This is a genomic window from Rhodococcus sp. GB-02 (assembly GCF_053470465.1).
The window spans coordinates 223,239-248,589 of record NZ_JBPUKE010000001.1 but is presented as its reverse complement, the minus strand read 5'-3'; the positions used below and the strand labels follow the sequence as shown (position 1 = coordinate 248,589).

Annotated in this window: 23 protein-coding genes; 9 read left to right on the top strand and 14 right to left on the bottom strand. The window is 62.5% G+C overall.

Features of this window, described 5'->3' with window-relative positions:
* Positions 1 to 2 precede the first annotated feature (2 nt).
* Complete coding sequence (locus ACSW29_RS01225; RefSeq protein ID WP_448277387.1) at positions 3 to 1,184, top strand: RNA polymerase sigma factor; 1,182 nt, start codon at positions 3 to 5, stop codon at positions 1,182 to 1,184.
* On the opposite strand, the gene ACSW29_RS01220 is transcribed toward ACSW29_RS01225, so the two are convergent.
* The 11 genes from ACSW29_RS01220 to ACSW29_RS01170 all read right to left on the bottom strand — a co-directional run bounded on the left by ACSW29_RS01220 (position 1,170) and on the right by ACSW29_RS01170 (position 13,358).
* The gene (locus ACSW29_RS01220) at positions 1,170 to 1,916 is read right to left on the bottom strand and encodes an amino acid ABC transporter ATP-binding protein (protein ID WP_020909781.1); all 747 of its coding nucleotides are present in this window, start codon (positions 1,914 to 1,916) and stop codon (positions 1,170 to 1,172) included. The genes ACSW29_RS01225 and ACSW29_RS01220 overlap by 15 nt on opposite strands.
* Before the next feature lie 4 nt (positions 1,917 to 1,920).
* Positions 1,921 to 3,738: an ABC transporter substrate-binding protein/permease gene (locus tag ACSW29_RS01215; RefSeq protein ID WP_317827050.1), complete on the bottom strand. Its 1,818-nt coding sequence runs from the start codon at positions 3,736 to 3,738 to the stop codon at positions 1,921 to 1,923.
* A 151-nt stretch (positions 3,739 to 3,889) separates the two neighbouring features.
* The gene (locus ACSW29_RS01210) at positions 3,890 to 4,804 is read right to left on the bottom strand and encodes an SMP-30/gluconolactonase/LRE family protein (RefSeq protein WP_448276166.1); all 915 of its coding nucleotides are present in this window, start codon (positions 4,802 to 4,804) and stop codon (positions 3,890 to 3,892) included.
* A gap of 31 nt (positions 4,805 to 4,835) precedes the next feature.
* Positions 4,836 to 6,035, bottom strand: coding sequence for a GTP-binding protein (locus tag ACSW29_RS01205; RefSeq protein WP_230817760.1), 1,200 nt, complete (start codon positions 6,033 to 6,035; stop codon positions 4,836 to 4,838).
* 99 nt (positions 6,036 to 6,134) lie between these two features.
* Positions 6,135 to 6,773, bottom strand: a complete 639-nt coding sequence (gene nthB, locus ACSW29_RS01200; RefSeq protein ID WP_448276165.1) for a nitrile hydratase subunit beta — start codon at positions 6,771 to 6,773, stop codon at positions 6,135 to 6,137.
* 26 nt (positions 6,774 to 6,799) lie between these two features.
* A complete protein-coding gene (nthA, locus tag ACSW29_RS01195) occupies positions 6,800 to 7,423 on the bottom strand; it encodes a nitrile hydratase subunit alpha (RefSeq protein ID WP_347873161.1) in 624 nt (207 codons plus the stop codon).
* A gap of 73 nt (positions 7,424 to 7,496) precedes the next feature.
* Positions 7,497 to 9,062, bottom strand: a complete 1,566-nt coding sequence (locus ACSW29_RS01190; RefSeq protein WP_448276164.1) for an amidase — start codon at positions 9,060 to 9,062, stop codon at positions 7,497 to 7,499.
* Between the two features lie 114 nt (positions 9,063 to 9,176).
* On the bottom strand, positions 9,177 to 10,583 hold the full coding sequence (locus tag ACSW29_RS01185; protein WP_448276163.1) for a substrate-binding protein: 1,407 nt from the start codon (positions 10,581 to 10,583) through the stop codon (positions 9,177 to 9,179).
* Between the two features lie 45 nt (positions 10,584 to 10,628).
* Positions 10,629 to 10,997, bottom strand: coding sequence for an ArsR/SmtB family transcription factor (locus tag ACSW29_RS01180; protein ID WP_230817753.1), 369 nt, complete (start codon positions 10,995 to 10,997; stop codon positions 10,629 to 10,631).
* A gap of 114 nt (positions 10,998 to 11,111) precedes the next feature.
* On the bottom strand, positions 11,112 to 12,173 hold the full coding sequence (gene oxdA, locus ACSW29_RS01175) for an aliphatic aldoxime dehydratase (protein ID WP_317827043.1): 1,062 nt from the start codon (positions 12,171 to 12,173) through the stop codon (positions 11,112 to 11,114).
* A gap of 204 nt (positions 12,174 to 12,377) precedes the next feature.
* On the bottom strand, positions 12,378 to 13,358 hold the full coding sequence (locus ACSW29_RS01170; protein WP_448276162.1) for a helix-turn-helix domain-containing protein: 981 nt from the start codon (positions 13,356 to 13,358) through the stop codon (positions 12,378 to 12,380).
* Between the two features lie 175 nt (positions 13,359 to 13,533).
* On the opposite strand from ACSW29_RS01170, the gene ACSW29_RS01165 reads away from it, so the two are divergent.
* From ACSW29_RS01165 to ACSW29_RS01155, 3 genes are read left to right on the top strand one after another with little or no spacing between them, the layout of a single operon-like run.
* Entirely contained in the window at positions 13,534 to 14,169 is a 636-nt protein-coding gene (locus tag ACSW29_RS01165; RefSeq protein WP_347873157.1) for a TetR/AcrR family transcriptional regulator C-terminal domain-containing protein, read from the top strand.
* Between the two features lie 36 nt (positions 14,170 to 14,205).
* Positions 14,206 to 15,711, top strand: a complete 1,506-nt coding sequence (locus ACSW29_RS01160; RefSeq protein ID WP_448276161.1) for a class I adenylate-forming enzyme family protein — start codon at positions 14,206 to 14,208, stop codon at positions 15,709 to 15,711.
* 10 nt (positions 15,712 to 15,721) lie between these two features.
* Positions 15,722 to 17,428, top strand: a complete 1,707-nt coding sequence (locus ACSW29_RS01155) for an acyl-CoA dehydrogenase family protein (protein WP_448276160.1) — start codon at positions 15,722 to 15,724, stop codon at positions 17,426 to 17,428.
* Here the strand turns inward: ACSW29_RS01155 and ACSW29_RS01150 are convergent.
* The gene (locus tag ACSW29_RS01150) at positions 17,425 to 18,303 is read right to left on the bottom strand and encodes a LysR family transcriptional regulator (protein WP_448276159.1); all 879 of its coding nucleotides are present in this window, start codon (positions 18,301 to 18,303) and stop codon (positions 17,425 to 17,427) included. The genes ACSW29_RS01155 and ACSW29_RS01150 overlap by 4 nt on opposite strands.
* A 146-nt stretch (positions 18,304 to 18,449) precedes the next feature.
* Between ACSW29_RS01150 and ACSW29_RS01145 the strand changes: the two genes are divergently transcribed.
* From ACSW29_RS01145 to ACSW29_RS01135, 3 genes are read left to right on the top strand one after another with little or no spacing between them, the layout of a single operon-like run.
* The gene (locus ACSW29_RS01145; protein WP_448276158.1) at positions 18,450 to 19,820 is read left to right on the top strand and encodes an MFS transporter; all 1,371 of its coding nucleotides are present in this window, start codon (positions 18,450 to 18,452) and stop codon (positions 19,818 to 19,820) included.
* Positions 19,820 to 21,535 (top strand): acyl-CoA dehydrogenase family protein, encoded by a 1,716-nt coding sequence (locus ACSW29_RS01140; RefSeq protein ID WP_448276157.1) that lies wholly within the window; start codon positions 19,820 to 19,822, stop codon positions 21,533 to 21,535. The genes ACSW29_RS01145 and ACSW29_RS01140 overlap by 1 nt, the downstream gene beginning before the upstream one ends.
* Complete coding sequence (locus tag ACSW29_RS01135; protein WP_347873151.1) at positions 21,532 to 22,761, top strand: CaiB/BaiF CoA transferase family protein; 1,230 nt, start codon at positions 21,532 to 21,534, stop codon at positions 22,759 to 22,761. The genes ACSW29_RS01140 and ACSW29_RS01135 overlap by 4 nt, the downstream gene beginning before the upstream one ends.
* On the opposite strand, the gene ACSW29_RS01130 is transcribed toward ACSW29_RS01135, so the two are convergent.
* Complete coding sequence (locus ACSW29_RS01130) at positions 22,683 to 23,477, bottom strand: LLM class F420-dependent oxidoreductase (RefSeq protein WP_283305533.1); 795 nt, start codon at positions 23,475 to 23,477, stop codon at positions 22,683 to 22,685. The two genes, ACSW29_RS01135 and ACSW29_RS01130, sit on opposite strands and share 79 nt — an antisense overlap.
* 248 nt (positions 23,478 to 23,725) lie before the next feature.
* Here ACSW29_RS01130 and ACSW29_RS01125 point away from each other — a divergent pair, with 248 nt between their 5' ends.
* On the top strand, positions 23,726 to 24,334 hold the full coding sequence (locus ACSW29_RS01125; RefSeq protein ID WP_020909763.1) for a ClpP family protease: 609 nt from the start codon (positions 23,726 to 23,728) through the stop codon (positions 24,332 to 24,334).
* A 4-nt stretch (positions 24,335 to 24,338) separates the two neighbouring features.
* Positions 24,339 to 24,926: an ATP-dependent Clp protease proteolytic subunit gene (locus ACSW29_RS01120; protein WP_003945993.1), complete on the top strand. Its 588-nt coding sequence runs from the start codon at positions 24,339 to 24,341 to the stop codon at positions 24,924 to 24,926.
* On the opposite strand, the gene ACSW29_RS01115 is transcribed toward ACSW29_RS01120, so the two are convergent.
* On the bottom strand, positions 24,927 to 25,295 hold the full coding sequence (locus ACSW29_RS01115; RefSeq protein WP_448276156.1) for a helix-turn-helix domain-containing protein: 369 nt from the start codon (positions 25,293 to 25,295) through the stop codon (positions 24,927 to 24,929).
* Positions 25,296 to 25,351: the final 56 nt, after the last annotated feature.

Here is a 25,351-nt window from a genome sequence, read left to right as displayed (position 1 = left end):
TCATGGACGACGCCTTGCTTCGGAGTCTGACTCCGAGCGTGCTCGGCATCCTCGTCCGCCGCGGAGCAGATTTCGCGTCGGCCGAGGACGCCGTGCAGGACGCTCTGCTCGAGGCGGTCAGGGTCTGGCCGGACAACCCGCCGCGGGACCCGAAGGGCTGGCTGGTCACAGTGGCCTGGCGGCGGTTCCTCGACGGGATCCGGTCGGATGCGGCTCGCCGTAAGCGGGAGTTTCTTGTTGACGAGCAGCCAGGCGAGCGACCGGTCGGTGGGTCGGTGCCGGGCGTGGACGACACACTCCAGCTCTACTTTTTATGCGCGCACCCGTCGTTGACGCCGTCGTCCGCCGTTGCACTCACGCTGCGCGCTGTCGGCGGGCTGACCACTCGCCAGATTGCGCAGGCCTACCTGGTGCCCGAAGCGACGATGGCTCAACGCATCAGCCGGGCCAAGCGCACGGTCTCCGGCGTGCGGTTCGACCAACCCGGCGACGTCGCGACCGTTCTGCGCGTTCTCTATCTGGTCTTCAACGAGGGCTACTCCGGTGACGTCGACCTGGCCGCGGAGGCGATACGGCTCACCCGGCAGCTCGCGGCCGCGATCGACCATCCCGAAGTCGCGGGGTTGCTCGCGCTCATGCTCCTTCACCACGCTCGCCGCGCCGCGCGCACTGCCGCGGACGGCAGCCTGGTTCCGCTAGCGGAGCAGAATCGCAGCCGGTGGGACACCGATTCGATTGCCGAAGGAGTCGTGATCCTCCAGGCAGCTCTCGCTCGCGACCGGCTCGGTGAGTTCCAAGCCCAGGCCGCGATTGCCGCACTTCATGCCGACGCTCTCACAGCAGACGAGACCGATTGGGTGCAGATCGTGGAGTGGTACGACGAACTCGCAGCCCTGACCGACAGCCCGATCGTCCGGCTCAACCGAGCGGTGGCCGTCGGCGAGGCGGACGGACCACGCGCCGGCTTGGCAGCTCTTGCAGCGCTGGACGATTCACTTCCACGCCATGCCGCAGTCGAGGCCTATCTCCGTGAACGCGATGGAGACCTGGAGACGGCGGCGAGGTTGTATGCCGATGCAGCGCACAAGGCATCCAACCTCGCCGAACGTGACCATCTGATGCTTCAGGCGTCCAGGATCAACGCCCGTCGATCTCTGAAGCGTCCCGAGTCAGAGAACCTGTGACAGGAACGCCTGCAGTCGATCGGTTTCGGGATCGTCGAAAAGCTGCTCAGGAGTTCCGGTTTCGACGACGGCGCCACGATCCATGAAGAGCACCTTGTCGGACACCGAGCGAGCGAAGCCCATTTCGTGCGTCACGACGACCATGGTCATGCCGGACTTCGCCAGGTCGGCCATCAACGCCAGAACGCCCTTGACCAGCTCGGGGTCCAGAGCCGACGTCGCCTCGTCGAAGAACATGACCTCGGGCTTCATCGCCAAGGCGCGGGCAATGGCGACGCGCTGCTGCTGGCCTCCCGAAAGGTTGCCGGGCCGCGAGTCGGCCTTCTCCTTGAGCCCCACCAGATCCAGCTGCTCGAGTGCGAGCGCCCGAGCTTGCTCCTTGGACAACCCCTTGAGCTTGTTCGGCCCCAGTGCGATGTTCTCGGCGACGGTCTTGTGCGGGAACAGGTTGAAGTGCTGGAACACCATGCCGATTCGCTGGCGAAGCTCGTCCGGGTTGTCCTTCAAGACGGACTTCCCGTCGAGCAGTACGTCACCCTGCTCGGGCTCGTGGAGACGGTTCAGCACCCGCAGGAGCGTCGACTTGCCCGAACCGGAGGGCCCGATGACGGTGACGGTGTTTCCGGCGTCGACGTGCAGGTTGACGCCGCGAAGCACCTTGTTGGTACCGAAGGACAGATGCAGGTCCTTGCCGGTGAGCGATACGGACTTCAATTCAGAGCTGGTGGTCATGTCCTCAGCCCCTTTCCACGACGATGGCCTGCTCGAGCGGATCCAACGTGCCTGAAGTGTCGGCGCGTCCGGTCCGGAGCCGGTTGTCGATGTAGTTGACGAGGTGCGTCAGCGGGATGGTCAGAGCAAGGTAGAACAAGCCTGCCGCAACGAGCGGGGACAGGCTGCCGGTCTGGGCGTTGAGGTCACGTCCGACGGCAAAGAGTTCCCGCTGGGTGACGAGGAGACCGAGGAAGTAGATCAGCGACGAGTCCTTGATCAGCGAGATGAACTGGTTCATCAACGCCGGCAGAACGCGTCGTACACCCTGCGGGATGACGACCAGCGACATGGACTTGCGGTAGCTGAAACCGAGGGCACGTGAAGCCTCGAGCTGCCCGGACTCGACGCTCTGGATACCGGATCTGAAGATCTCACCGATGTACGCCGACGCGAGCAGCGACAGCGCCGCGACACCCAGCCAGTACGGATTGCTGCCGGTGATTCCCTTGACGATCGGTCCGACGCCGAGCCCGATGATCAAGATGATGACGACGGCGGGCAGGCCACGGAAGATGTCGGTGTAGACGCGGGCCGGCCAGCGCAGCCAACGGGTGCGCGAGATACCGGCCACAGCGAGCAGCATGCCGAGGATCGTGCCGATGATGCCCGACGCGAGCGCGAGGATCAGGGTGTTGGGCAGACCGGTCTTGAGGAGATCGGGGAATGCCTTCTTGTACAGATCCCAGTCGAAGAACGTGTCCTTGAGCTGTTCGAGCGTCGACTTCGGTTGGTACGACGCGGTATCTCCACCGTCGCCGTTGGCCGCGTTTTCTGCTGCGAGGGCTGCGAAGTCGGGCAGCTCCGGGGTGGCCGCGGCCTTGGATCCGGGCTTCCAGCCTTCGGGGAGTTGGCGCGGTACCCAGTCGGCGTACAGCTGAGACCAGGTTCCGTCGTCGATGACTGCGTCGAGGCCCGAGTTGAGGGCGTCGATCAGCGGCTGGTTCTCCTTGTTCACCGCCCAGCCGACGAAGTTGTTGACCGAGAAGGTGTTCTGGATGATCGAGGTCGGATCACCGGGAGCGATTGCGCCTTCGGCCTGCTGAGACGGAGCTACCCAGGCGTCGATCTGGCCGGACTTGAGGTTCGCGTACGCCGTGGCGTAGTCGGGGAACTTCACGGGATCGAGCTTGAGCGTGTTCACGACGTAGTCGTCCTGAACGGTTCCCTGCACGACGCCGATGCGCTTGGACGCGTCCAGGTCGCCGAAGCCGGTGATGGCGCTGCCGTTAGGTACGACGAGGGAGAAGTATCCGAAGTCGTAGCCGTTGGTGAAGCCGACGGTGTTGCGACGGTCGTCTGTGGTGGTGATGGACGACGAGCCGACGTCGAAGCGTCGGCCGGCAACCTGGGCGAGAAGCCCGGCGAACTCGGTGCCGACGAACTCGACCTTCAGGCCCAGCTTGTCCGCGACGGCTTTCAGCAGCTCGTTGTCGTATCCGGTGTACTGATTCTCGGAGTTGACGCAGATGCTCGGGGGCGCGTCACCGAGCGTGCCGACCGTGATGACCCCGGGTTTGATCAAGTTCAGCTTCGAGGTGTCGATCTGATCGACCGGGGTGACGGTGGCCGTAGTGTAGCGGTCTTCGGCGCCCGCACCCGCTGCCGCGTCCAGATTGGTGGGCGCCGCGGTTGCGGCTCCCACTCCAGGAGGTGCGCACAGGTCTGTGGGGGCTGCCGACGAATCCGAGCCACTCGAGCACGATGACAGAGTCAGCGCCAGGAGGGCAGTGAGGAGCAGTGCCACCACCAGGCGGATCTTCGCTGCGACGGAAGAAAACATGCGTGCAGCGTAAACCTAAGGGTAGCCATTTCTCCGTGTAGAACTGTTGACAGTTTGCGGACAAGCGGCCGTTGCGCTGCGGGCATGCATTCAAATCAGCGTGATTTTAAGTATCGCCAGGTCGGAGAATCTCGTGCTGAAGAGATCGGCGTCAGCGGACGGGTGCGAGTTCGACGCCCGACGGAGGTACCAGGCGACGCAGCGTCCCGTCGAACCCGGTGACGTAGAGCGCCCAGCCGTCGCCGTCCTGTCCTATACGCACTGAACTCGGTCCGGTCCACCCATTCGAAAGACCCGAAGCGACGACGCAGGACGCGCCGGTTTCAGGGTTTACGCGATAGATCGAGCCTTCGACGTGAGCTGCGGCGTAGAGCATTCCATCCTGCGACATGGTCAAATCGTCGAGGCCGGGTATCAGGCTCGGGACCGTCGCTACAACTGTCCACGAGTCAGGGGTATCCAAGGGGACCCGGATGATCTGACCGGTGAACAGATCATCTGTGTACACGGCTCGCTGATCCGGACTGAGTGCGAGTCCCTCCGAACGCGGCACTGCAGACCAATTGGGTACGACGGTTCCGGAGTCGTGGTCATAGCGCGACACACCCTTCGACTGGCCGCCTTCTGTTCCGACCCACGTGGTCAGTAGATCGCCGTCGGGTAGGCGGAGCAGGCCGTTGCCCGCGAAGTCGACGGGTGCGGACAGCTGATCCGTCGTGGTGTCCAGGTGCCACAGCTTGCCGTCCTGTCTGGTGAGGAAGGACAGCCTCGAACCATCGAGTTGCAAACCGCCAGGGGCAGCCATGCCGTCGAGGACAGTTCGCACCTGCCCTGCGGCGTCGACGTGATAGATCTTCGACTCGCCGGAGAGGTAGAACCCGCCGTTGTCATCGGCCTCGAGGTTTTCGAGCTGCTCCAACCCTTGCGCTACGGTTTCGACCCGCCACTCGCCGCACATCGGCGCGACTGTCCAGGTGGCCCCCGCCGGCGTAGCTGCGGCCACGGTCCCGGCTGCGATCGCCGCGACGATCAACAACGCCCGAGTTCGGTTGCGTGATACCCCCATTGCGCACAACTTACGGCAAACCGCACCAATATCAAACGGTCTGGTCGGTATAGCCGACGCCCAGGGGGTCGCTCCAGGTGGTCCACACGTCTGGCCCGAGTTCGATCTCGGCTGTGGTGAGTAGGCAGGCATCGAGTTCATCGTGAAGTCGAGCCGGGTCGATGGCTTGGCCGATGAAGACGAGTTCTTGTCGGCAGTCTCCGACGGGTTCTTCCCACTTGTCGAGGATCCCGTCGCGACGGTACTCGTCGGCGGGCCAATGGTCGTGGGGCAGGAATTTCCACCAACGGCCGACGTATCCGTGGCGAATGAGATGCCCGGCTTGAGAAATACTCCCGATCTCGGTGAACCGACCGGCATTCCAGTAGTAGCCCTTGGCGCGAAGTAGCTTCCCGTTGGTCCACTCGCTGCTCAGGAATTCGTGTAGCCGTTGGGGGTGGAAGGGCGCGCGCTCGCGGTACACCACCGAACTGATTCCGTACTCTTCGGTTTCGGGGATGTGTTCACCCTGGAGTTCTTGTAGCCATCCGGGGGCCTGTGCAGCTTTCTCGAGCGAGAACAAACCGGTATCGAGAATCGTGTCGAGTGGGATGCGGCCAAGCGTCATCGGCACTATCGCGGCAGTGGCATTCAAAGATCGTAGGACCGCGGTCAGCTCGATCAGATGCTCCCGCGAGACCAGATCGGCCTTGCTCACCAGGATCACATCGGCGAATTCGATCTGATCGACAAGCAGATCCGCGATGTCTCGTTCGTCTTCCGGGGCATCGGCTTCGACTCGGCCCCCTGTGGCGTAATCCTGGAGAAAACTGTGGCCGTCGACGACGGTGACCATGGTGTCGAGCCGGGCGATGTCAGCCAGAGCGTGACCGTCGGTGTCGATGAAGGTAAACGTTTCGGCGACGGGAAGCGGTTCGGAGATGCCCGAAGATTCGATGAGCAGATAGTCGAATCGGCCATCGGCGGCCAAGGCGCTGATCTCGGAGAGAAGATCCTCTCGCAGAGTGCAGCAGATGCAGCCGTTGGTCATCTCGACCAGCTTCTCCTGGGATCGACTCAGCGAGATCTCGCGTTCGACTTCCGCACTGTCGATGTTGATTTCGCTCATGTCGTTGACGATCACCGCGACTCGACGACCCTCCCGATTGCGCAGGATCTCGTTGAGTAGCGTCGTCTTCCCGGCGCCCAGGAAACCTGACAGCACCGTGACCGGAAGTCGTGTGTCGACCATGATTTCCAGTGTCCTTCCGAATGAGTGAATCGCTGTGGGCAGACGGCGGTCATGCGAAGCGCTGTGATCGCATGACCGCCGACCGGCATTGCTGGAAGATCAGGCCGCCGGCTCGAGGTAACCCTCGAAGAGGTCGACCACGACGCTCCCGCCATCGGTGTCGCTGCCGAACAGTTCCTCCGCAGCGAACGTCACGTGGTAGGTGGGCTCTTCGCCGGCGTCGTTGCGGCCGTGACCGATTGCGTCGGGGAACGGCCACTTCTCGGTGGTCCGATGAGAGACAATTCCCACCCGTCCACGGCAATAAGCAGGCATTCGAATATGCCCGGGAACGTATTCGTCTCGCACACGTACTCGCTGACCGACCTCGAAGGTGCTTGTGTCGGTGCGAGCCGGTCGGCCTTCGGATTCGCTGGGCCGTGAGAGTGGGAACGGGCCTCCCGCAAGGCTTTCGAGCTCGTCCTGCGTCAGGATTCCCTTTTCGACCATCAGAGCCGCGACGCCGATGACGTACCTCTCGTAGTACGGGGTCATCATGTAGTGGCGGGGCTCCATCCGCTCGACGACGTATCGAACTTCGTCGACGCTGAATGCTCCGAGTTCGGCGACGCCGGCGAACATCAGGCTGTACGGAAGGTGTTCCCATTCCGCGTGAAAGGTGGGGCCGATGTCGGCGTTGACGGTATGCGGGACTTTGCCGAAGCCTTGAACTCCGGCAAGATCGTGTACTCCATCCATGGTGTGCTTCCTTCTTGTCGGGGTGATCAGACGGTGGGAACCTGCGGGATTGCAACCCCGATCAGGCAGTCCTTGGTGACGATTTCCTGCAGTTGTTCCTGGTTCCAGCCTTCGGTGCCGGCGGGACGCTGCGGGAGGACCATGTAGCGAGTTTCGGCGGTGGTGTCGTAGACGCGGATCTCGATGTCCGACGCGATCTCGGTTCCCATCTCGGAGAGAACCTTCCGTGGTTCACGCACCACGCGCGCACGGTATTCGAAGCTCTTGTACCAGGTAGGTGGCAGACCGAGGATGGGCCACGCGGTGCATGAACACAGCGAGCACACGATCACGTTCTTGAGTGTCGGGGTGTCTTCGACTGCCACGATGTATTCGCCCTGGGGGCCCAGGTATCCGTACTGGGCAACCGCGGCGGTACCGTCGGTGAGAAGCAGCTGCCGGAACTCGGGGTCGGTCCATGCGCGCGCTACCAATTCCGCTCCGCGCCTTGGACTGAAGTCCTCCTCGAAGGTCTTCTTCCATCCCTCGACGTATCCGTCGGGTACCAATCCCTTGCCGTCTAGTGCGCGGAACAGTGCCCACGCCCGGTCGGAGACCGGCGCCTGGGCCGGTGCGGCGTTCTCCGTTGTGTGGTCGATCGTTACTGACATCTGGTTCACCTTTTCTATGCGGGCTGATCATGTGTGAATCGGTGGAATTCGTTGTGCAAGTGCGGATACAGAACTAGGTGAGGCTGAGTTGTGATGCAGAATCGGAGGTGCGGTATGCAGGCGTCGGAAACGCGCCGCGAAGCTTTTCGAATGCGCGCCCGACCCGGAGGACCGTCGCATCGTCGAAGGTCTTGCCGGTGATCATCATTCCGACCGGAAGCCCGTTTACCAGGCCGGCCGGAACGGACAAGGACGGATGTCCGGTCACGTCGAATGGTGCTGTGTTGGCAATCATCCCGAGAGCCTTCGTGATGAAGGTGGCGCGGTCCACGTCCTTTGCCGGCAACTCGGATGCGACGTAGGGCACTGTGGGCATCACCAGGACGTCGAACTGTCTCAAGGCAGTGTCGTAGGCGGCGCGGGCGAGCGGCACCAGGTTGCGCGCTTTGCCGTAGCTCGCGCCACCGAGGGAGGTGATGCCGTGGTGGCCGGTCAGGGCCACCAGTTTGACGGTTTCGGACAGAGCGTCGGCGTGCTGAATGCGTCGAGAAGCAAAGTGTGCCATCAGTTCCGGATCGTACAAACCCTCCGCGTTCATGCCGTATCCGTTGCCGTCGAGCATCTGGTAGGCGCCACCGTCAGTGGCGATCACGTTCCAGATATGGAAAGCATGCAGGTGCCACGGGATGCTTACTTCCTCTACTGTGCAGCCGATTTCGCTCAGACTGTGTGCCGCTGCGCGGACTGCGTCGTCGACCTCGGGTTGTGAGACCGCGTGCCCGAAACCTTCTCGAACGATCCCGATTCGCAGGCCGTCCACATCGGAGTCGAGGGTGGACAGATAGTCACTCGCTTCGACACTGTCCGGCTGACGTGGGTCGTTGCCGTCGCGGCCGGCGATAACCGAGAGCATGAGTGCGGCATCGTGGACCGTGCGTGTGATCGGGCCGAGATGGTCGATTGTTCGCTCGATGGGAAATGCACCGGTATACGGGACGAGCCCGAACGTCGGCTTGTGTCCGACGACGCCGCAGAATGCCGCCGGGATTCGGATCGATCCGCCTTGATCCCCGCCGATGGCAAAATCGACGTCACCGTTTGCGACGAGAGCTGCACTGCCACCGGATGATCCACCTGCTTCGCGCTGTGGGTCCCATGGATTGCGGACCGGTCCGCTTGCCGGCGTGAAGCTCGAACCGGAGAAACACAGGTCCTCACACACAGCTTTGCCCGCGACAGTTGCACCGGCCGCCAGTAGTCGAGTGACCACTGTCGCGTCGCGAGACGGAGTGAATCCCTCTACTGTCCGAGATCCGTTCATCATCGGAACTCCGGCCACGGTCACGTTGTCCTTGATCGCCACGCGTCGGCCGGTCAGTACGCCGTCCGACGTCGGCGGGATGCTGGTGGTCACATACCAAGCGCTCAAGGGGTTTTCGCTCGCAGTTGGCACCTCGTGCTCGCGTGGCGTGGTCGGCGGGGTTGCCTCGTCGGCATACAGTTGGTCGACTACGTCGTAGGAGCCCAGTGCTCCGTCGATCAGTGCCGGCCACTCGAGCCGGGCTGATTGGTCGAGAGTGATGCCGTAATGCCTTGCGGCGGCGTCTATTGCTTTGTCGTTCGGTCGGATTGTCGCCATGAGAAGTGTGCTCCTGATGTGATCGGCTTCACTTGTTGCTCAGACTAGGGCCAGATCTGCAATTGCGTCAATAGGTATCGACATATTGACTCGTTAAGTTCGGGTTACGCGCGCTCAGAGAGAGCGGGGGTACAGGCGCCCGCGGCGTGATTCAGCGATCAGAATCGGCCGATGCAGTGGAACTTCGTTGTCTGTAGAGCTTTTCGACGTAGTGACGAGCTGCCGAAGCACGGTTTCGGGATCGCCGATCGACGTTGTCCGGGCTGCGCGGGCGTAAGCCACGATCGCTTCGTACGTTGTCTCCGACAAAGAGCTCAGCGGAGGTAGGAGGTCGTTCGAGCTTGCGCTGTATCGCTTTTCGAGGTCGTGATTGCCGGCTGCGGTTTGAAAGTAGCCGAATGCCGCCCAGACTCCGTCGGCGTCGGAATTGCCGATGAGTTGTTGAGTGGCTTCGTCGAGGACCAGTGCAAAGGTGCGCGTGGTGGCTCGCAGTCCCTGCTGGGCGCATTGTCTTTCGAAGAAGACCTCGTCGTGACCGACCAGGGAGGAAAGTATCAGTTCGGCGCCGGAGTCGGCTATCGACTCGATGACGCGTGAGAAGTCAGTTGTCCCCAACGGTACGTAGGCTTCACCGGCTACCGATCCGGTGGATTCGGCAATCACGCGCCGGGCCGCCCAATGTGCTCCGAACGACCAAGAGTACTGCTGACCGACCAGGAACCAAGTGCGAGAATCAGTTTCGGACATCATTGCGGGTATGCCCGCTCGTGTCTGGTCGAGTGGTCGCTCCCCCAACCGAAGAACCCCTGGACGCGATCGACCTCCTTCGTTGAGAACTGTGTGCACCAACAGCACACCGGTGTTCTGCAAGGCAGCTGCAGCGGCATTGAAGGTCGACGAGGTCACACACGCGAAAACTGCGCGGCATCCGCTCTTCACCAGTCGTAGTGCGGTCGCCGCTCCGGCCGCGGAGTCGGAAGCATCGTCGCCTATCACCAAATCGACGACAACACCCCCGATACCGCCGTCGGCGTTGATCTGTTCGACAGCCAGGGCGGCGAGTGTCTCTGTGGCCTGGGCGAATACAGCTGCCGAGCCGGATTTGCTGACCAGCAGTCCAATGCGATGGCGGTCGGAGCGCGGCGGCTCGGGCGGGGCAAATCCACGCTTGTTCGCAAGCCAGGAAATGCCGTCCTGATCGAGGCTGGATTCGAGAACGATCCGGGTCCCGGTGCCGTCGGGAAAGAACCGGATCGTCAGGCGGCCGCGCCACGGTTGGTGGTGCACGATCACTACCGATCGGCCCCGCTTCACGCCGGTGACGTATCCCAACAGCGTGATCGGCATGCCGGCTAGATCTGCGCGTGCGCCGTCGCCTACGGGAAGGGAGATGGCGACAGCGGCCCCGACCGTCAGTTGCTCACATTCGAGTTCGAGCAGTTGCCCCGTTTCGAGGCGCTCGAAGGCTGACCCTGGTGGGTCGGTTGTCACGATCTGTGCCGTTACGGAGAGACCTGGCACGTTCTACTTCCTGCCTGAAATAGATGCTGGGGCTCAAACAGGGCCTCACGCCCGGCGACGCTCCGACGCGACGTCGGAATCCTCAGTCGCCGTGGTCGGTGAGTCGGAGGAGTTCGAACCGGCTTCCAATGCTCGCCCGAGGACGTCGCGCAGGAACTGGAGTGCATCGTTGGCCGGCCCCGCCGGATCGATCGAGAACAAGCGATGACGTCCTTGACGTCGTTCGACGATCACTCCGGACAGCCGCAGCGCCTTGAGATGTGTGGATACCGTGGTGCGACCGACTGTCGAAATCTGATCGCTGATGAAGCCTGCGTTGCACTCGCCGTGGGTAGCCAGAGTGTCGAGAATCTGTCGACGCACTTGGTCGGCCAGCACAGCAAATGCCAACTCTTCGTTTCGTTGAGTAGTCACTGTCTGCTGTCCGCGCTTCCTCGATGGCCTCTATTGGGATATGTCGACACTCGTCAACATATCTCGAGTTGCCTCCGAGGGAAAGAACGTGGCCGAATGCTCTGGCGTTTACGTTCAGTGTTCGGCGGTGGTCACCGCGTCGCGCAGCATTCCGGTGCCGGGATGACAATTGATGTACTCGTACAGCTGATCGCCGGCATCGAACACCGAGACCTCGTGGTAGAGGCGCAATTTCGACAGACCCGCGGCAACTCGGAAGAATGTCGTGAAGATCCGCAGATGGGTCGGGTGGGATTCCGACCACCGCTCGAGTTGGTCGAGCGAGGCCCAGTGGCCGATGTTGTAGCTCAGGTCGAGGAAGTTTCCGTCGATGTCGATGTTGCGTACGAATCGGTTGCTGTAACACCCGACGGCAGGGCCGTTGTCGCGGAGGAAATCCATGCCCGATTGAAGAGTGGGCAAAATTTCGTCCAGGTAGAGGCTGCGCTCGTCTGCTTTCGCGTCGGCCCAGTCCTGCCCGGACCGGATCAGTGCGATGTTGTCGTGCCCCCGCACTACTACGCGTCCGCCCGCGGCGGGGTCACCGGCTACGACCCGTAGTTCGCCCGAGGCCTGCATCCAGTCGGTCTGGGAGATCGGAAATCGCTCGCGCATCGAACCCCAGTAGCCGTGCTCGTTGATCTCGCCGCTGACACCGTCCATGACGGCTCCCACTCCGGGGAGATCGTCCTGGAACGCGTAGAGCGTTTCGAATTGTTCGGCTCGTGGTGCCACGATCTCTCGGAAGAACCCCAATCCGTCGGACAAGCGGTCATCGGACTCCCACCAGGATGCCACTGGAGTCGACTTGCTCCAACGATGTTGGGACGAAACATCTTTCCAGTACCCGACCACGATCAGATTCTCGTAGCCCTGGTTGTCGATGTGGTGGGTCAGATCGTGGTGTGCCGGTCCGTCCGGCAAGTCGAAGCCGGCGACGATATCCCGCATTGCCTGCAGTGCTGCCGAGCGCTGATCCTCGCCGCGGAACTGCACGCCGAGATAGCCCATCACGACCTGGTGCAATGTGTCGTCCGCACGCCCGACCCACATGGGAAATGGTGGCGAATAGGTATCCGGAACGCGCCTGGTCAGCGTGCGCGGGCATTGAAGGTGTTCACCGATTGCAGATTCCATGAGTGCTCCCTGTGATGTAGGTGGTCGGATCGGGTGCCTGGCACTTGGCAACGCCGTGCCGAAAATCTACGCCCGCGAGGCCGAGCAAACTTGGCCGTCAGCGCCCGATACTTGGCCTACCGCGCCGAGAATTGTGGATAGGCGTCGGCGACAGAACGTTTTGAACATCATGTTGAATGGGTAAGTGTCCGATGATGTTACAGATCAGCGGGCAGTGCTTGTGGGGGCCACTGCTTGCGACCGGTATTGCCGCGGGCTGATCCCGAACTCCGCCTTGAATGCGCGACTGAAGGCGGCCAGGTCGGTGAATCCCCAGCGGTGAGAAATCTGGGTCAGCGACCGCTCTACGCCGTGGCGTTGCACGATCTCACGACGGCAACCGTCGAGTCGACGGCTGCGAATCGAACGCGACACCGTTGTGCCGTGTTCGGCGAAGGCTCGGTGCAACTGGCGAATGGAGACTTTGACTGATCCCGCGATGTCCACCGGAGACAGGGCCGGGTCAGCGATGCGGGCGTCTATGACGGACAGAGCGGATTCGTACAGGCCAGTTCGCCGGGAGACGATCGGACGCGCGGTTGCGTGAAGAACCGACTTGACCAGGCTGCCGATCTCGTTGACGACTTCCTCCTCGTCTCCGCTCGCGTCGGACGTCATGCGGACGGAGGCAAGATCGTGAAGAAAGCGACCCAGCAGGCCACTCAGGCCCGCGTGTCCGTCGAAGGCAATGGCGGTCAAGCTCGTGACCTCCGCGTCGCTGAGTGACAGGTACGACCGTGGCCAGGTGAACACCTCGAGTCCCCAGATGCCGTCGTGTGCGTGTCCCTCGATCTGCCAATCGAAGGGGCGCGTGGTGTCGTACAGGACGTAGTCGCCACGTCGTAGGACGCATTCGCGGTCGTCTTGCCGCACTACCGCGCTACCGCGGCGGATCATGCCGATTTGCAGATAGTCCGCACCGTCGCTCTTGATCAGGCTGCTGCTACGGACTATTCGTTGTTCCATCGATTGAACTGCGGACACCCGAACGTGTGCGAGTTGGGCCGAGTGCACGGCCCCGCTGAATCCATCGCCGTCTTCGATATCGGATACGTCGAGCGCGACAAAATGCTCACGCAACAAATCTGCCCAGTCGCCCGTGAGAGTCGTGCGTGTGGGCAGGGAGAAGCCGGATCGCGCGAGCATTGCAGGGCGCCTCCTCGCAGAAAAGCAGAAGTTCTCGGGTGCTCGATGTTCAGAGAGTAATCCCGCACATCGGACATGTCGATAGGAGTCGACATGTCATCGCGTTGGGAGAAATTGTTTGCCATACAAACAACGCCGAGTTATTGTTTGTCATACAAACAAGTAGGAGTTCGTGATGGTCACCGAGCCAGTTCCCGCAGCGCGCGCGACGCGTGAGTCGGGCAAGCAGACGCGCATGGCGCTGTTCAACGCTGCAACCAAGCTCTTCCTCGAACATGGCGACAGCGTGTCCATCGCGCAGATCTGCACCGCCGCCGGCGCCCATCCAAACCAGGTGACCTACTACTACGGCTCAAAAGAAAAGCTCTTCGTCGAGGTGGCGTGTGCAGCCGTTCTGCGCGCAGGCAAGCGTGCCGAGGTCGACGCCGCCGACGCCGACACCGTGGGTGACTACACCGAGAAGCTGGTCGGATCACTCCTCGGCTCGGGCGCTCCCAGTGTCGAACTGTTCGTGGAAGCGATGATGATGACGGGTCGCCGTGGTGAACTCCGCGATCTGATCTCCGAGACGCTTCGCACTCTGCATTCCTCGGGTGAAACAGCCCTCCTCCGTACCTTGATCCGCACCGGCTGGCAGCTGCGCGCGGGCATCGACGTCGAATCCAAGGCCTTCTGGTCTGCGATCTTCGGCCTCGTCATTCAGAAGACTGCCACCGGCGAGAGCTTCGGTTACTCCCTCGAGGAGGCGGTCGCCGTCATCTTCGCCACTCTCCAGATACCCGACGCCGTACTCAACAGCTCGATGGAATGAACTCTCTTCGAGCGTGATTCTCCGACAAGGACTTCGATGAACATCGTTCGCGTATTCGACAGCAACGTCACCAAGACCCCGGACAAACCCTTCCTGATATTCGACGGTCACGATCACACGTACTCCCAGGTTCAGGACGGAAGTCGACGCGCCGCAGGCTATTTGCAGTCGCTGGGCGTGCAGCCGGGCGACCGCGTCGCGCTGATGTGTTACAACACTCCGGGATTCGTGTACGCGATGCTCGGTGCCTGGCGCTTGGGCGCCGTCGTGGTCCCCATCAACCACAAGATGCAGACTCCGGAAGTTGCCTACGTGCTGGGACACGCGAAGGTGTCGGTGTGCGTCTTCGACGGTGAGTTGGCGCCGGTTGTCGGTCGGCTGGAGACAACGGCCAAGCTGATCAGCACGGACTCTGTCGCAGACGGTTTCGACTTCTTCGACGACGCCATCACCCGCCAGGAGGGCGTTGACGGTATCGACATCGACGAGAACGATCCGGCTGAAATCCTCTACACCTCGGGGACTACCGGCTCGCCCAAGGGCTGCGTCCACAGCCACCGCAACGTCGTCGGTGTTGCCGTCACTGCGGCCCTCGCCGTGTCGACGACTCGGGACGAGCGCCAGCTCATGGCCGTCCCGATCTGGCACGCTTCCCCGCTCAACAACTGGTTCATGTCCACGCTCTACATGGGCGGAACCGTCGTGCTGCTGCGCGAATACCATCCCGTCAAGTTCCTGGAAACTGTTCAGGAACAACGTATTACCCTCTGCTTCGGCCCGCCGGTCATCTACACCACTGCACTCAACCTCGTGCCGAACTTTGCCGACTACAACCTCGGAAGCGTTCGTGCGTGGTTGTACGGCGGCGGACCGATCGGCGCGGATGTCGCTCGGCGACTGGTGGAGTCGTACGGCACCACCGAATTCCGGCAGGTCTACGGCATGACCGAGACCGGGCCAGTGGGCACTGTGCTGTACCCCGAGGAGCAGTTGAGTAAGGCGGGCTCGATCGGCCGCGTCGCGCTGGCCGGCGTCGACCTGCGCCTGGTTGCCGATGACGGCACCGACGCGGAGCCCGATCAGATCGGTGAGATCTGGCTGCGCGCCGACACCGTCATGCAGGGGTACCTCGACGACCCCGCTGCCACGAAGGCTGCTTTTGCCGACGGAGGTTGGTATCGCACCGGCGATCTGGCGCGCAAGGATGCGGACGGTTACCTCTTCATCGTCGACCGCGCGAAGGACATGATCATCACGGGCGGTGAGAACGTCTACTCCAAGGAGGTCGAGGACGTGATCTCCGGCCACCCGGACGTCGTCGACGTCGCCGTTGTCGGAAAACCCAACGAAGAATGGGGCGAGACCGTCGTCGCGCACGTCGTCTGGCGTGAACCGGATGTCATCAGCGCCGACGACATCAAGGACTACCTCTCGGACAAGTTGGCGCGCTACAAGATTCCGCGTGAAGTGGTGTTCGCGACGATTCTTCCGCGTACACCGACCGGCAAGATCCAGAAGCACCTCATCCGCGCAGCGAGCTGAAAGGCCTGTCATGACTGATATTTCCGAGAAGACCGTCTCCGAGAACACCGTCACCCACCCGGCTCCGCATCGCACCCATGCAGTGCTCAACCAGTCGGTACCGCGCACAGACGTCAACGAGTTCCTGCTCGATACGGTCCTGACCGAAGGGGTCGCGCGCCACGACGCGGATTGGGCCACAAGCGAACTCACCGATATCGGTGAACTGGTCGGCAGTGCTGGATTCCAGCACGACGCCGAGCTGGCCAACACGGTGATCCCCGAATTGAAGACCTTCGATCGCTGGGGAAACCGCATCGACGAGGTCGAATACCATCCGTCGTATCACCGGATCATCTCTGCCGCCGTTGCGCACGGTGCTCACACCTCTGCCTGGGCTGACCCGAAGCCGGGTGCCAACGTGGCTCGGGCCGCGGCATTCATGCTCTTCTCCCAGGTCGAACCGGGCCACGCGTGCCCAATCTCCATGACGCACGCCGTGATCCCCTCGCTCGAGCTGCAACCCGATGTAGCCGCCATCTGGACCCCGCGTGCCCTTTCTCGGAGCTACACCCCCGAGTTGGATGCTCCCGGAAAGGCATCCGCGATATTCGGAATGTCGATGACGGAAAAGCAGGGCGGCTCCGACGTGCGAGCCAACACGACCATCGCCAAGCCGGCGGGACGTGGCGGTCCGGGTGCGGACTACCTGCTCACCGGACACAAGTGGTTCTGCTCCGCGCCGATGTCCGACGCCTTCCTGGTTCTTGCTCAGGCTGAAGGTGCTGCCGGTGAGGGACTTTCCTGTTTCCTTCTCCCCCGCATCCTGCCCGACGGCACACGCAACGTCTTCCGTATCCAGCGTCTGAAGAACAAGCTGGGCAACAAGTCGAACGCGTCGTCCGAGATCGAACTCGACGGCACCGTCGGCACCATGATCGGCGAACCGGGTCGTGGCGTGCGGACCATCATCGAAATGGTGTCCCAGACGCGACTCGACTGCATCCTCGGCAGCACGGCAGGTATGCGTCAGTCGGTCGCCGAAGCGGTGTGGCATGCACGGCACCGCAGCGCTTTCGGTGCCGTCCTGGCAGATCAGCCGGCGATGACGTCGGTGCTCGCCGATCTGGCTCTCGAATCCGAAGCCGCGACCATCACCGCACTCCGATTGGCTCGCGCGCAGGACGAGGACGCGGACGAGCAGGAAAAGGCGTTCCGCCGACTCGCGACGGCGGTTGCGAAGTACTGGATCTGCAAGCGCGGCCCGCACCACTCCTACGAGGCACTCGAATGCCTGGGCGGTAACGGTTACACCGAGGACTTCCCGCTAGCCCGTCGCTACCGTGAGCAGCCCGTCATGGCCGTGTGGGAGGGGTCGGGCAACGTCATCGCGCTCGATGTCCTGCGCGCGATGACCCGTGAACCCGATTCCGTTGCAGCCTTCGACCACGAGATCAACCTCGCTCGCGGCAACAACCCGGTCCTCGATCAGCACCTCGATCGGGTACGACGCCAACTCGGTGAGCTCGCCACGATGGCGCCCGCCGACGCCCAGCTCCGCGCTCGGACCGTCGTCGAGGCTATGGCGTTGGCACTGCAGGCCTCGCTCATGGTGCGCCACTCCCCGGCCGCCTCGTCCGATGCGTTCATTGCCGCACGCCTCGGTGTCGATCGTGGTCACGAGTACGGAACTCTGCCTGTGGGGACCGATTTCGCGGGAATCCTCGCGAGAGCCTAGGGCTCCTCCCTCAGCACCCTGGTGACGGTGTGCACTGCCGGCGTCGGATTGTTCGGTCGCCATGCCATCGCGATTTTCAGCGTGGGCGTGGCCCCGGCGATCGGCAGGTACACGACCCCGTCCATGGACAGATGCGCCGTCGACTCCACGACGACGGCGATCCCGACCCCCGCTCCGACCATGGCCAACAGGCTGTACGGATCGGGGGCTTCGTGCGCGACGGTGGGCGTGAAACCTGCTGTGGCGCAGACGGACAACGTCGCATCGCGCACCACCGAGCCGTGCTCGGCGGGATACATCACGAATCGCTCGGTTGCCAGGTCTTCCGGTGACACCGAGTCCCGGGTACTGAGGTGATGCCTGGCCGGGACCGCGACCATCAAGGTTTCCTCGCGCACAGTGTGAGTCTCGAATCCGCGCGGAATGGGCAGGCCGACTATGCCCATGTCGAGTGTTCCGCGTCGGAGAGCGTCGAGCACCTCACCCGAGTACATCTGCGGCCGTAGGTCCAGTTCGATTCCCGGATGGGAGTCGGCCAGCGATCGTGTGAGGGCCGACAGCACCGTGTAGCCGCCCGTTCCGCCGAAACCCACCGTGACACGGCCTGTTTCCCCGGTTGACGCCGCTGATGCGATATCTCGTACGACGGTGATCTGCGCTTCGATGACTCGTGCGGGCGTGACCAAGGCTTCGCCGGCTGCGGTCAATTGCACTGATCTGGTGGTCCGGACAAACAGGTCGGTGCCGAGTTCGCGCTCGAGCGCCCGAATGGTCTGGCTGAGCGGGGACTGCCCGATGTGGAGTCGCTCGGCGGCCCGGCCGAAATGAAGTTCGTCGGCGACTGCGAGAAACGCGCGCAGCTGACGCAATTCCATGTCGCTCCTCCCGGGTTTCATTATGTGGTTCTTCCACATAAATGAGTCGAACTAAGTCTTGGACTCTACATGGATTTCGGACGATAGTGATTCACGCCTCACATTGCATCCCTTGGTGATGCTCGACGCGAGAATCAGGGAGAACCGTGGATCAACACCCAGGTCAAGACACCAATCCGCCTGAATACAACACCAAACAGGCACGCAAGGCCGGAATCACGGCGTTTGTCGGAACGACTATCGAGTGGTTCGACTTCTACATCTACGGAACCGCATCCGCCTTGGTGCTCGGCCCGCTGTTCTTCCCGGATGCGTCGCCGGCGGTAGGAACACTCGCAGCCTTCGCGACTTTTGCCGTGGGATTCGTGGCTCGTCCGGTCGGCGGAGTGGTGTTCGGTCATTTCGGAGACAAGTTCGGTCGCAAGAACGCCGTGATCATCACCCTCGCGCTCATGGGGTTGGGGACTGTCGGTGTCGGCCTCCTCCCTACGTACTCCCAGATCGGGATCTGGGCACCGATACTGCTTGTGGCACTGCGTGTTCTCCAGGGCATTGCCATGGGCGGCGAATGGGGTGGCGCGGTATTGATCGCCACCGAGTTCGCTCCCCCGAAGAAAAAGGTGCTCTACGGTGCGTTTGCGCAGCAGGGTTCACCGGTCGGCAACCTGCTCGCGACGCTGGCCTTCCTCGGCCTGACGTTGATGTCGGATTCCGTGTTCGAGTCGTGGGGTTGGCGTCTGCCGTTCCTCGGATCCGCAGCTTTGGTGATCGTCGCTCTCTACATCCGATTGCACATCTCCGAGACACCCGAGATGAAGAAGGCTGTTGCGGCACAAGAACGTACACGGATGCCGCTGGTCGAAGTGTTGCGTTCGCATCCCGTCGAACTTGCTCTCGGCGTCGGCGCTGTGGTTGCCGGTGTTGCCATCACGTACGTCAAGACAACCTTTGCGCTCTCGTGGGCGACAACGGATCTCGGCTTCGAGCGCAGTGACTTCCTCCTCGTGATCACCGTCGCACTGGTAGCCCAGGCGCTCGTACAGCCTTTCGGCGCTGTGCTGGCCACGCGGATCGATCCGTCGAAAGCAGTCCGTTGGATGCTGCTACCGGAACTCGTGCTCCTACCACTGATGTTCGTGCTGGTTCAGACGGGCTCCGTGCCCTTGGCAATTCTGGGTATGGTCCTCGCGACGGCGCCTCACGCAATGTATTACGCCGCGTTGGCCGGCATCCTGGCGCAGGTTTTCCCCACCAATGTTCGGTATACCGGCATCTCTCTGTCGTACCAATTGTCGACCGCCGTATTTGCCGGAACGGCCCCGATGGTCAGCCAGTATCTGCTGACGCGAACCAACTCGATCTGGCCGGTCGTAGCTCTAGGGCTCGTGTATGTCGTTCTCTCCCTGGTCTGTATGACTGCTTTGTTGCGCAGGAGTGCGCTGCACGCGCAAGGGTCGGAGTCGACGAGCTCCTCGAACATGACCGATGCTTCCACCCTGAAAGGCGTTGACCACTGATGAACTTTGCACACACCGACCCCGCTCTGACAGCGGTAGTGGACAGATGGACCGCCGGGGCGGATCGAGAGACGTTGAACGGATTGCTCGACCGACTGGGCCGAGATGCCGCCGGCCGTTTGTCCGAGCTTGCCGACATCGCGGACAAGAACCCACCTGTGCTGCAGCAATTCGACAAGGCAGGTGACCGCGTCGACCGGATTTCCTATCACCCGGCCTACCTGGAACTGTGCCGGGCGGCGTACAACGAGTACGGCCTGTCCGCCATGTCGCACCGAAAAGGGTTGCACGGATGGGACTCCGTGCATCCGCCACTCACGAAGTACCTCGCGTCGTACATCTTCGTGCAGGCAGAGTTCGGGCTGGCCTGTCCGGTGTCGATGACAGATGCTGCTGCGCGGACCCTGCGTATGTTCGGTGATCCGGCCGTGTTCTCGCCCTGGATCGACGCGTTGACGTCGACGGACCCCGAGCAGGCGAAGACGGGTGCGATGTTCATGACCGAGATTCAGGCAGGCACCGACATCGCCTGCACCGAAACACGCGCCGAGCGCGACGGTGACGGATGGGTTCTGACGGGCAAGAAGTGGTTCGCCTCCAACCCGGATGCCGATGTGATCATCACCCTCGCAAGATTCCCGGGCGGACAGGATGGTTCGACGCGTGGAGTCGGAATGTTCATGGTGCCCAAGACCTTGGGATCCGGCGAGCGCAACAACCTCACGATCGATCGTCTCAAGGACAAGCTGGGTACGCGTTCCATGCCGAGCGGCGAGGTGACGCTGAACCGCGCGCACGCACTCCAGGTCGGCGAACTCGATCGAGGATTCCGCCAGATGGCTGAGATGGTCAACACGTCTAGGCTGTCCAATGCGATGCGTTCGAGCGCTCTCATGCGCCGAGCAGTCCGCGAAGCCGTCGAACATTCGAAGAGCCGAGTCGTGTTCGGTAAGAAGCTCTTCGATCAGCCACTGATGAGGGCGACTCTTCTTCCCCTCGCACTCGATGCCGAGGCTTCGCTCGCGCTGGTGGCGTACAGCGCGCAGTGTCTTCAGGCTGCAGACGGCGGTGACGATCAAGCGCGAGCACTGATCAGGGTGCTGACGCCGATCGCCAAACATTTCGTGTGCAAACGTGCGCGAGTGGTCACCGGTGAGGCAATGGAGGTGCGCGGCGGAAACGGGTACATCGAGGAATGGGTCAATCCGCGACTCGTGCGGGACGCTCACCTCGGCTCCATCTGGGAGGGCTCGAGCAATGTCATTGCGCTGGACGTACTTCGGTGCCTACGCAAGTTCGATTCGCACCGCACGGTCGCGGGAGCGATGACGGACATCCTGTCCGCCGTCGGACCGGACTGCGAAGCCGGGGCCGGAGTTCTGTTGCGGCGCTGGGAGGAACTGGTCGATGAAGGAGATCGTCTGATCGCGGGAACTGACGATGCCGCGCAGGCTGCGAGTGCGAGGTACTCCGACGAGTTGGCTCGTACCGTCATGGCGACTCTGCTCTTCGACCTTGCGGATCACGGCATCCGAGAAGGTCGCGGGTACCGGTCACTGCTGGTGGCGAACTCCTACCTGGCCGGTCTGGCCGGGAAGGTGCCGTCGGCCGCGCTCGGCAAGCTCGACGTGATAACCGACGGCGGCGACGTCGAGCTGGATGATGCATGTGACGTCGTAGCCGAGTTCCTTTCTGTAGCAGGAGGTTACCGGTGAATACTCCAACAGGCCCCGCACCCCTGGCCGGTGTCCGCGTCCTCGATCTGTCGAAGATCCTTGCCGGGCCGTACGCAACTATGTCGCTTGCCGATCTCGGGGCGGACGTCACCAAAATCGAGCACCCCGAGGGCGGCGACCCCACACGTTCGTGGGGGCCGCCCTTCGTCGGGGTCGATGCCGCCTACTACCTCGCGATCAACCGCGGCAAGAAGTCGGTGACGATCGATCTCAAGTCTGCCGAAGGACAGGAGATCATCCACCGCATGCTCGAAGAGACCGACGTGGTCGTGGAGAACTTCAAGCCGGGCAGTGGATTACAGAAGATCTTCGACTACCAGGCACTGTCCGAGCGATACCCACATCTGATCACCCTGCACATCTCTGCCTTCGGTGAAGAAGGGCCGCTGCGCGACGAACCGGGGTACGACATGATCGCGCAAGCCGCGGGTGGGCTCATGTCGCTCACCGGTGAACCGGGTGGCGCGCCGATGAAGTCCGGATTTGCGTTGGGGGACTTGGGTGCAGCGCTGTTCGGACTGGTCGGGGTGCTGGCTGCATTGGTCGAGCGGGGCCGGACCGGGCGCGGACAGTACGTGACCACGTCGTTGTACGAGTGCCAACTCGCCATGCACGTGAACTGGGCGACCAGCTACTTCGCCACCGGTGAGCGTCCGACGGCGTTAGGCTCCGGTCACCCGAATCTTGCTCCCTACCAAGCATTTCCTGCCAGCGACGGGTACTTCGTCATCGCTGTCGGCAACGACGCGATGTGGGCGTCGCTGTGCGAGGCGATCGGTCGAAGCGAACTGGCGACCGAGCCTCGTTTTGTCCACAACCGCGAGCGGGTGGAGAACCGCGAGAGCTTGGAACGAGAACTCACCAGCGCCTTTGCGTCCGGAACCGTCGAATACTGGTGCGCTCTGCTCGCCGAACGAGCCGTACCGGTCTCTCCGATCCGGCATCTCGACGAGATCTACTCCGATCCCCACACCGCCGCGCTCGGCATGGTCGGAACCGTCGACCATCCGACGCTCGGACCGTTGAAGCAAGTGGCCTTTCCGGTCAACTTCTCCGGCCAGAGGCCACGTCTGACGTCGGCGCCGCCCGTTCTCGGCGCCGACAACGACGAGGTGTTGGGCACGACTCAGGCGAGTCCGCTCAATGCCGGTGCCGTGTTGTCATCCCGCCAGCCGATGGCCTCGACAAGCGTCGTCAGGTCGTAGTCAGGTCCGCTGACGCCGACGGTGAAGAGCGAGACGCCGTCGGCGACCAGGTCGGCAGCATTTTCGAGCCCAGGCCACGGCACCGAGTGCTCCACTTCCACCGGGTTCCGGCCCACGTCGGCGCAGTGGTCGGAGAGGATGTCTGACTTGCGCAGGTGTGTCTCGCGGTCGCCGAAGCTGTGCCAGACGTCGGCGTACTCGGCGACCAGGCGCAGAGTCTTCTTCTCGCCGCCACCCCCGATGAGGACCGGGATATTGCGCGTCGGAGGCGGGTTGCCCTTGGCCAGGCGCCCCGTGATGCGGGGGAGGTATTCGCCCAGCAGTTTCAGCCGTGAACCGGGGGTGCCGAAGTCGTATCCGAACTGGTCATAGTCCTTCTCGAACCAGCCGGCACCGATTCCGAGGATCAGGCGTCCGCCGCTGATGTGGTCGACGGTTCGCGCCATGTCGGCCAGCAGATCCGGATTGCGGTAGCCGCCGCCGGTCACCAGGGCGCCGATCTCGACGCGTTCGGTCTGCTCGGCCCAGGCTCCCAGCATTGTCCAGCATTCGAAGTGGGCGCCGTCGGGATCGCCGGTCAACGGGTAGAAGTGGTCCCAGTTGAAGACGATGTCCACCCCGGCGTCCTCGGACCGCAAGACGGCGTCGCGTATCAACCCGTAATCGGGTGCGTGCTGAGGTTGGAGTTGAACACCGATACGTACCGGACGAGTCATGCCACGCTCCTGACGAGAGGAATGGTTGTCTTCTCCCATCATGGCCGGGTGTGCGCGGTACCGCTACCGCCGCCGTCGGTGACGGGTATGCCCGCTTTGTTCCCACCCCTTTTCGAGCGAACGGTACTTTCGGCGCCTTAGATCGACTGAACGTGCCGTTCGCTCAAGAATGGGGGGCAAAACAGGGGTGGTCTGCCCACAGCAGACAGGCGGGGTCCCGACACCGCTGCGCCGGTAGGAATGGATTCATGACTACTGAAGCGCCCACCGACACCGGCTACCGTGACCTGTTGACAGACAGGCTCTTCCGACAGCGAACCATTCTGCTCACCGGCGAGGTCAACGACGCCATGGCCGAACGTGTGTGTTCGGAACTGGTACTCCTCGCCACCACCGACCCCAAGCGCGACATCGTGCTCTACATCAATTCACCCGGCGGATCGGTGTTTGCCGGTCTGGCCATCTACGACACCATGAAGCTCATCCCCAACGACGTCGTGACGGTCGCGATGGGCTTCGCCGCCAGCATGGGCCAGGTGCTTCTCTGCTCCGGCACCCACGGCAAGCGAATCAGCCTGGCGCACAGCCGCATCATGATGCACCAACCTTCGGCCGGTATCGGTGGCACTGCGGTGGACATTGCGATCCAGGCCGAGAGTCTCGAGCTGATGAAGCGTCAATCGCAGGAAATCCTCGCCGCCGAAACGGGCCGGACCGTCGAGGAGATCGAGACCGACAGCGATCGGGATCGCTGGTTCACCGCCGAGCAGGCGCGCGAGTACGGAATCGTCGACCGCGTCGTGACGTCCTTCGCCGAGATAGCACCGCAAGCCACCTTCCCCAAGATCGGATTGTGACGTCATGTCCCAGTACACGATTCCCAGTGTCATCGAGCGAACGCCAACGGGTGAGCGGTCTTTCGACATCTTCAGCAGGCTGCTCAACGAACGCATCGTTTTTCTCGGCACAGAGATCGACGACGGCGTCGCCAATGTCGTGATGGCTCAGATGCTGCATCTGCAGGCCGACAACCCGGATCGCGAAATCGGTTTGTACATCAACTCTCCCGGCGGTTCCACCACGGCGATGCTCGCGATCTACGACACCATGCAGTTCTTGAAGCCCACCATTTCCACGTACTGCATGGGGCAAGCGGCGTCGGCTGCTGCCGTGCTTCTGGCCGCCGGTACTCCCGGCCATCGGCATGTTCTCGCCCATTCGCGGGTGCTGCTGCACCAACCGTCGACGCAAGGTAGTGGCACCATCTCGGACCTCGCGCTTCAAGCCGCCGAGATCCTGCGAATCCGGGAGCAGACCGAGGCGATTCTGAGTAAGCACACCGGTCAGAGCGTCGAACGACTGCGAAAGGACACCGATCGCGACAGGATCTTCACTGCCGACGACGCTATCTCCTACGGACTGGCTGACACCCTCATCGAAGGGAACTGATCAGGCTGCCATCAGGACTGGACCGGAGATCGGTGCGGGAGAATGTCCGAAGGTGAGGGAGTTGAGCGCAACGATCCTGTTGCCCGCTCGGAACAGCAGGTGCTCGAGCGGCATCCCGAGCGCTTCGCAGATGGCGCGCAGAATTTCCGACGACGGTTCCTTCTTGCCCCGTTCGATCTCGGAGAGGTACTGCTTCGACATCCCGACCTTTGCGGCGACGTCGTCGAGAGTTCGGTCCTGGTCGCGTCGGACCTCCCTCAATACTCGTCCGTAGGCTTCACGAATCAGTGGGGGTTTGCGCACGGCAACAGCAGGATCGGGATGTTCGGACCTATCCTTGACCAGGACTAATCTGCGCGGCGCATCCATAGGCCGAGTATTCCAGTCGGCCGGTTCGGACACCACCGGGTTCGCCGAGGGCTGAT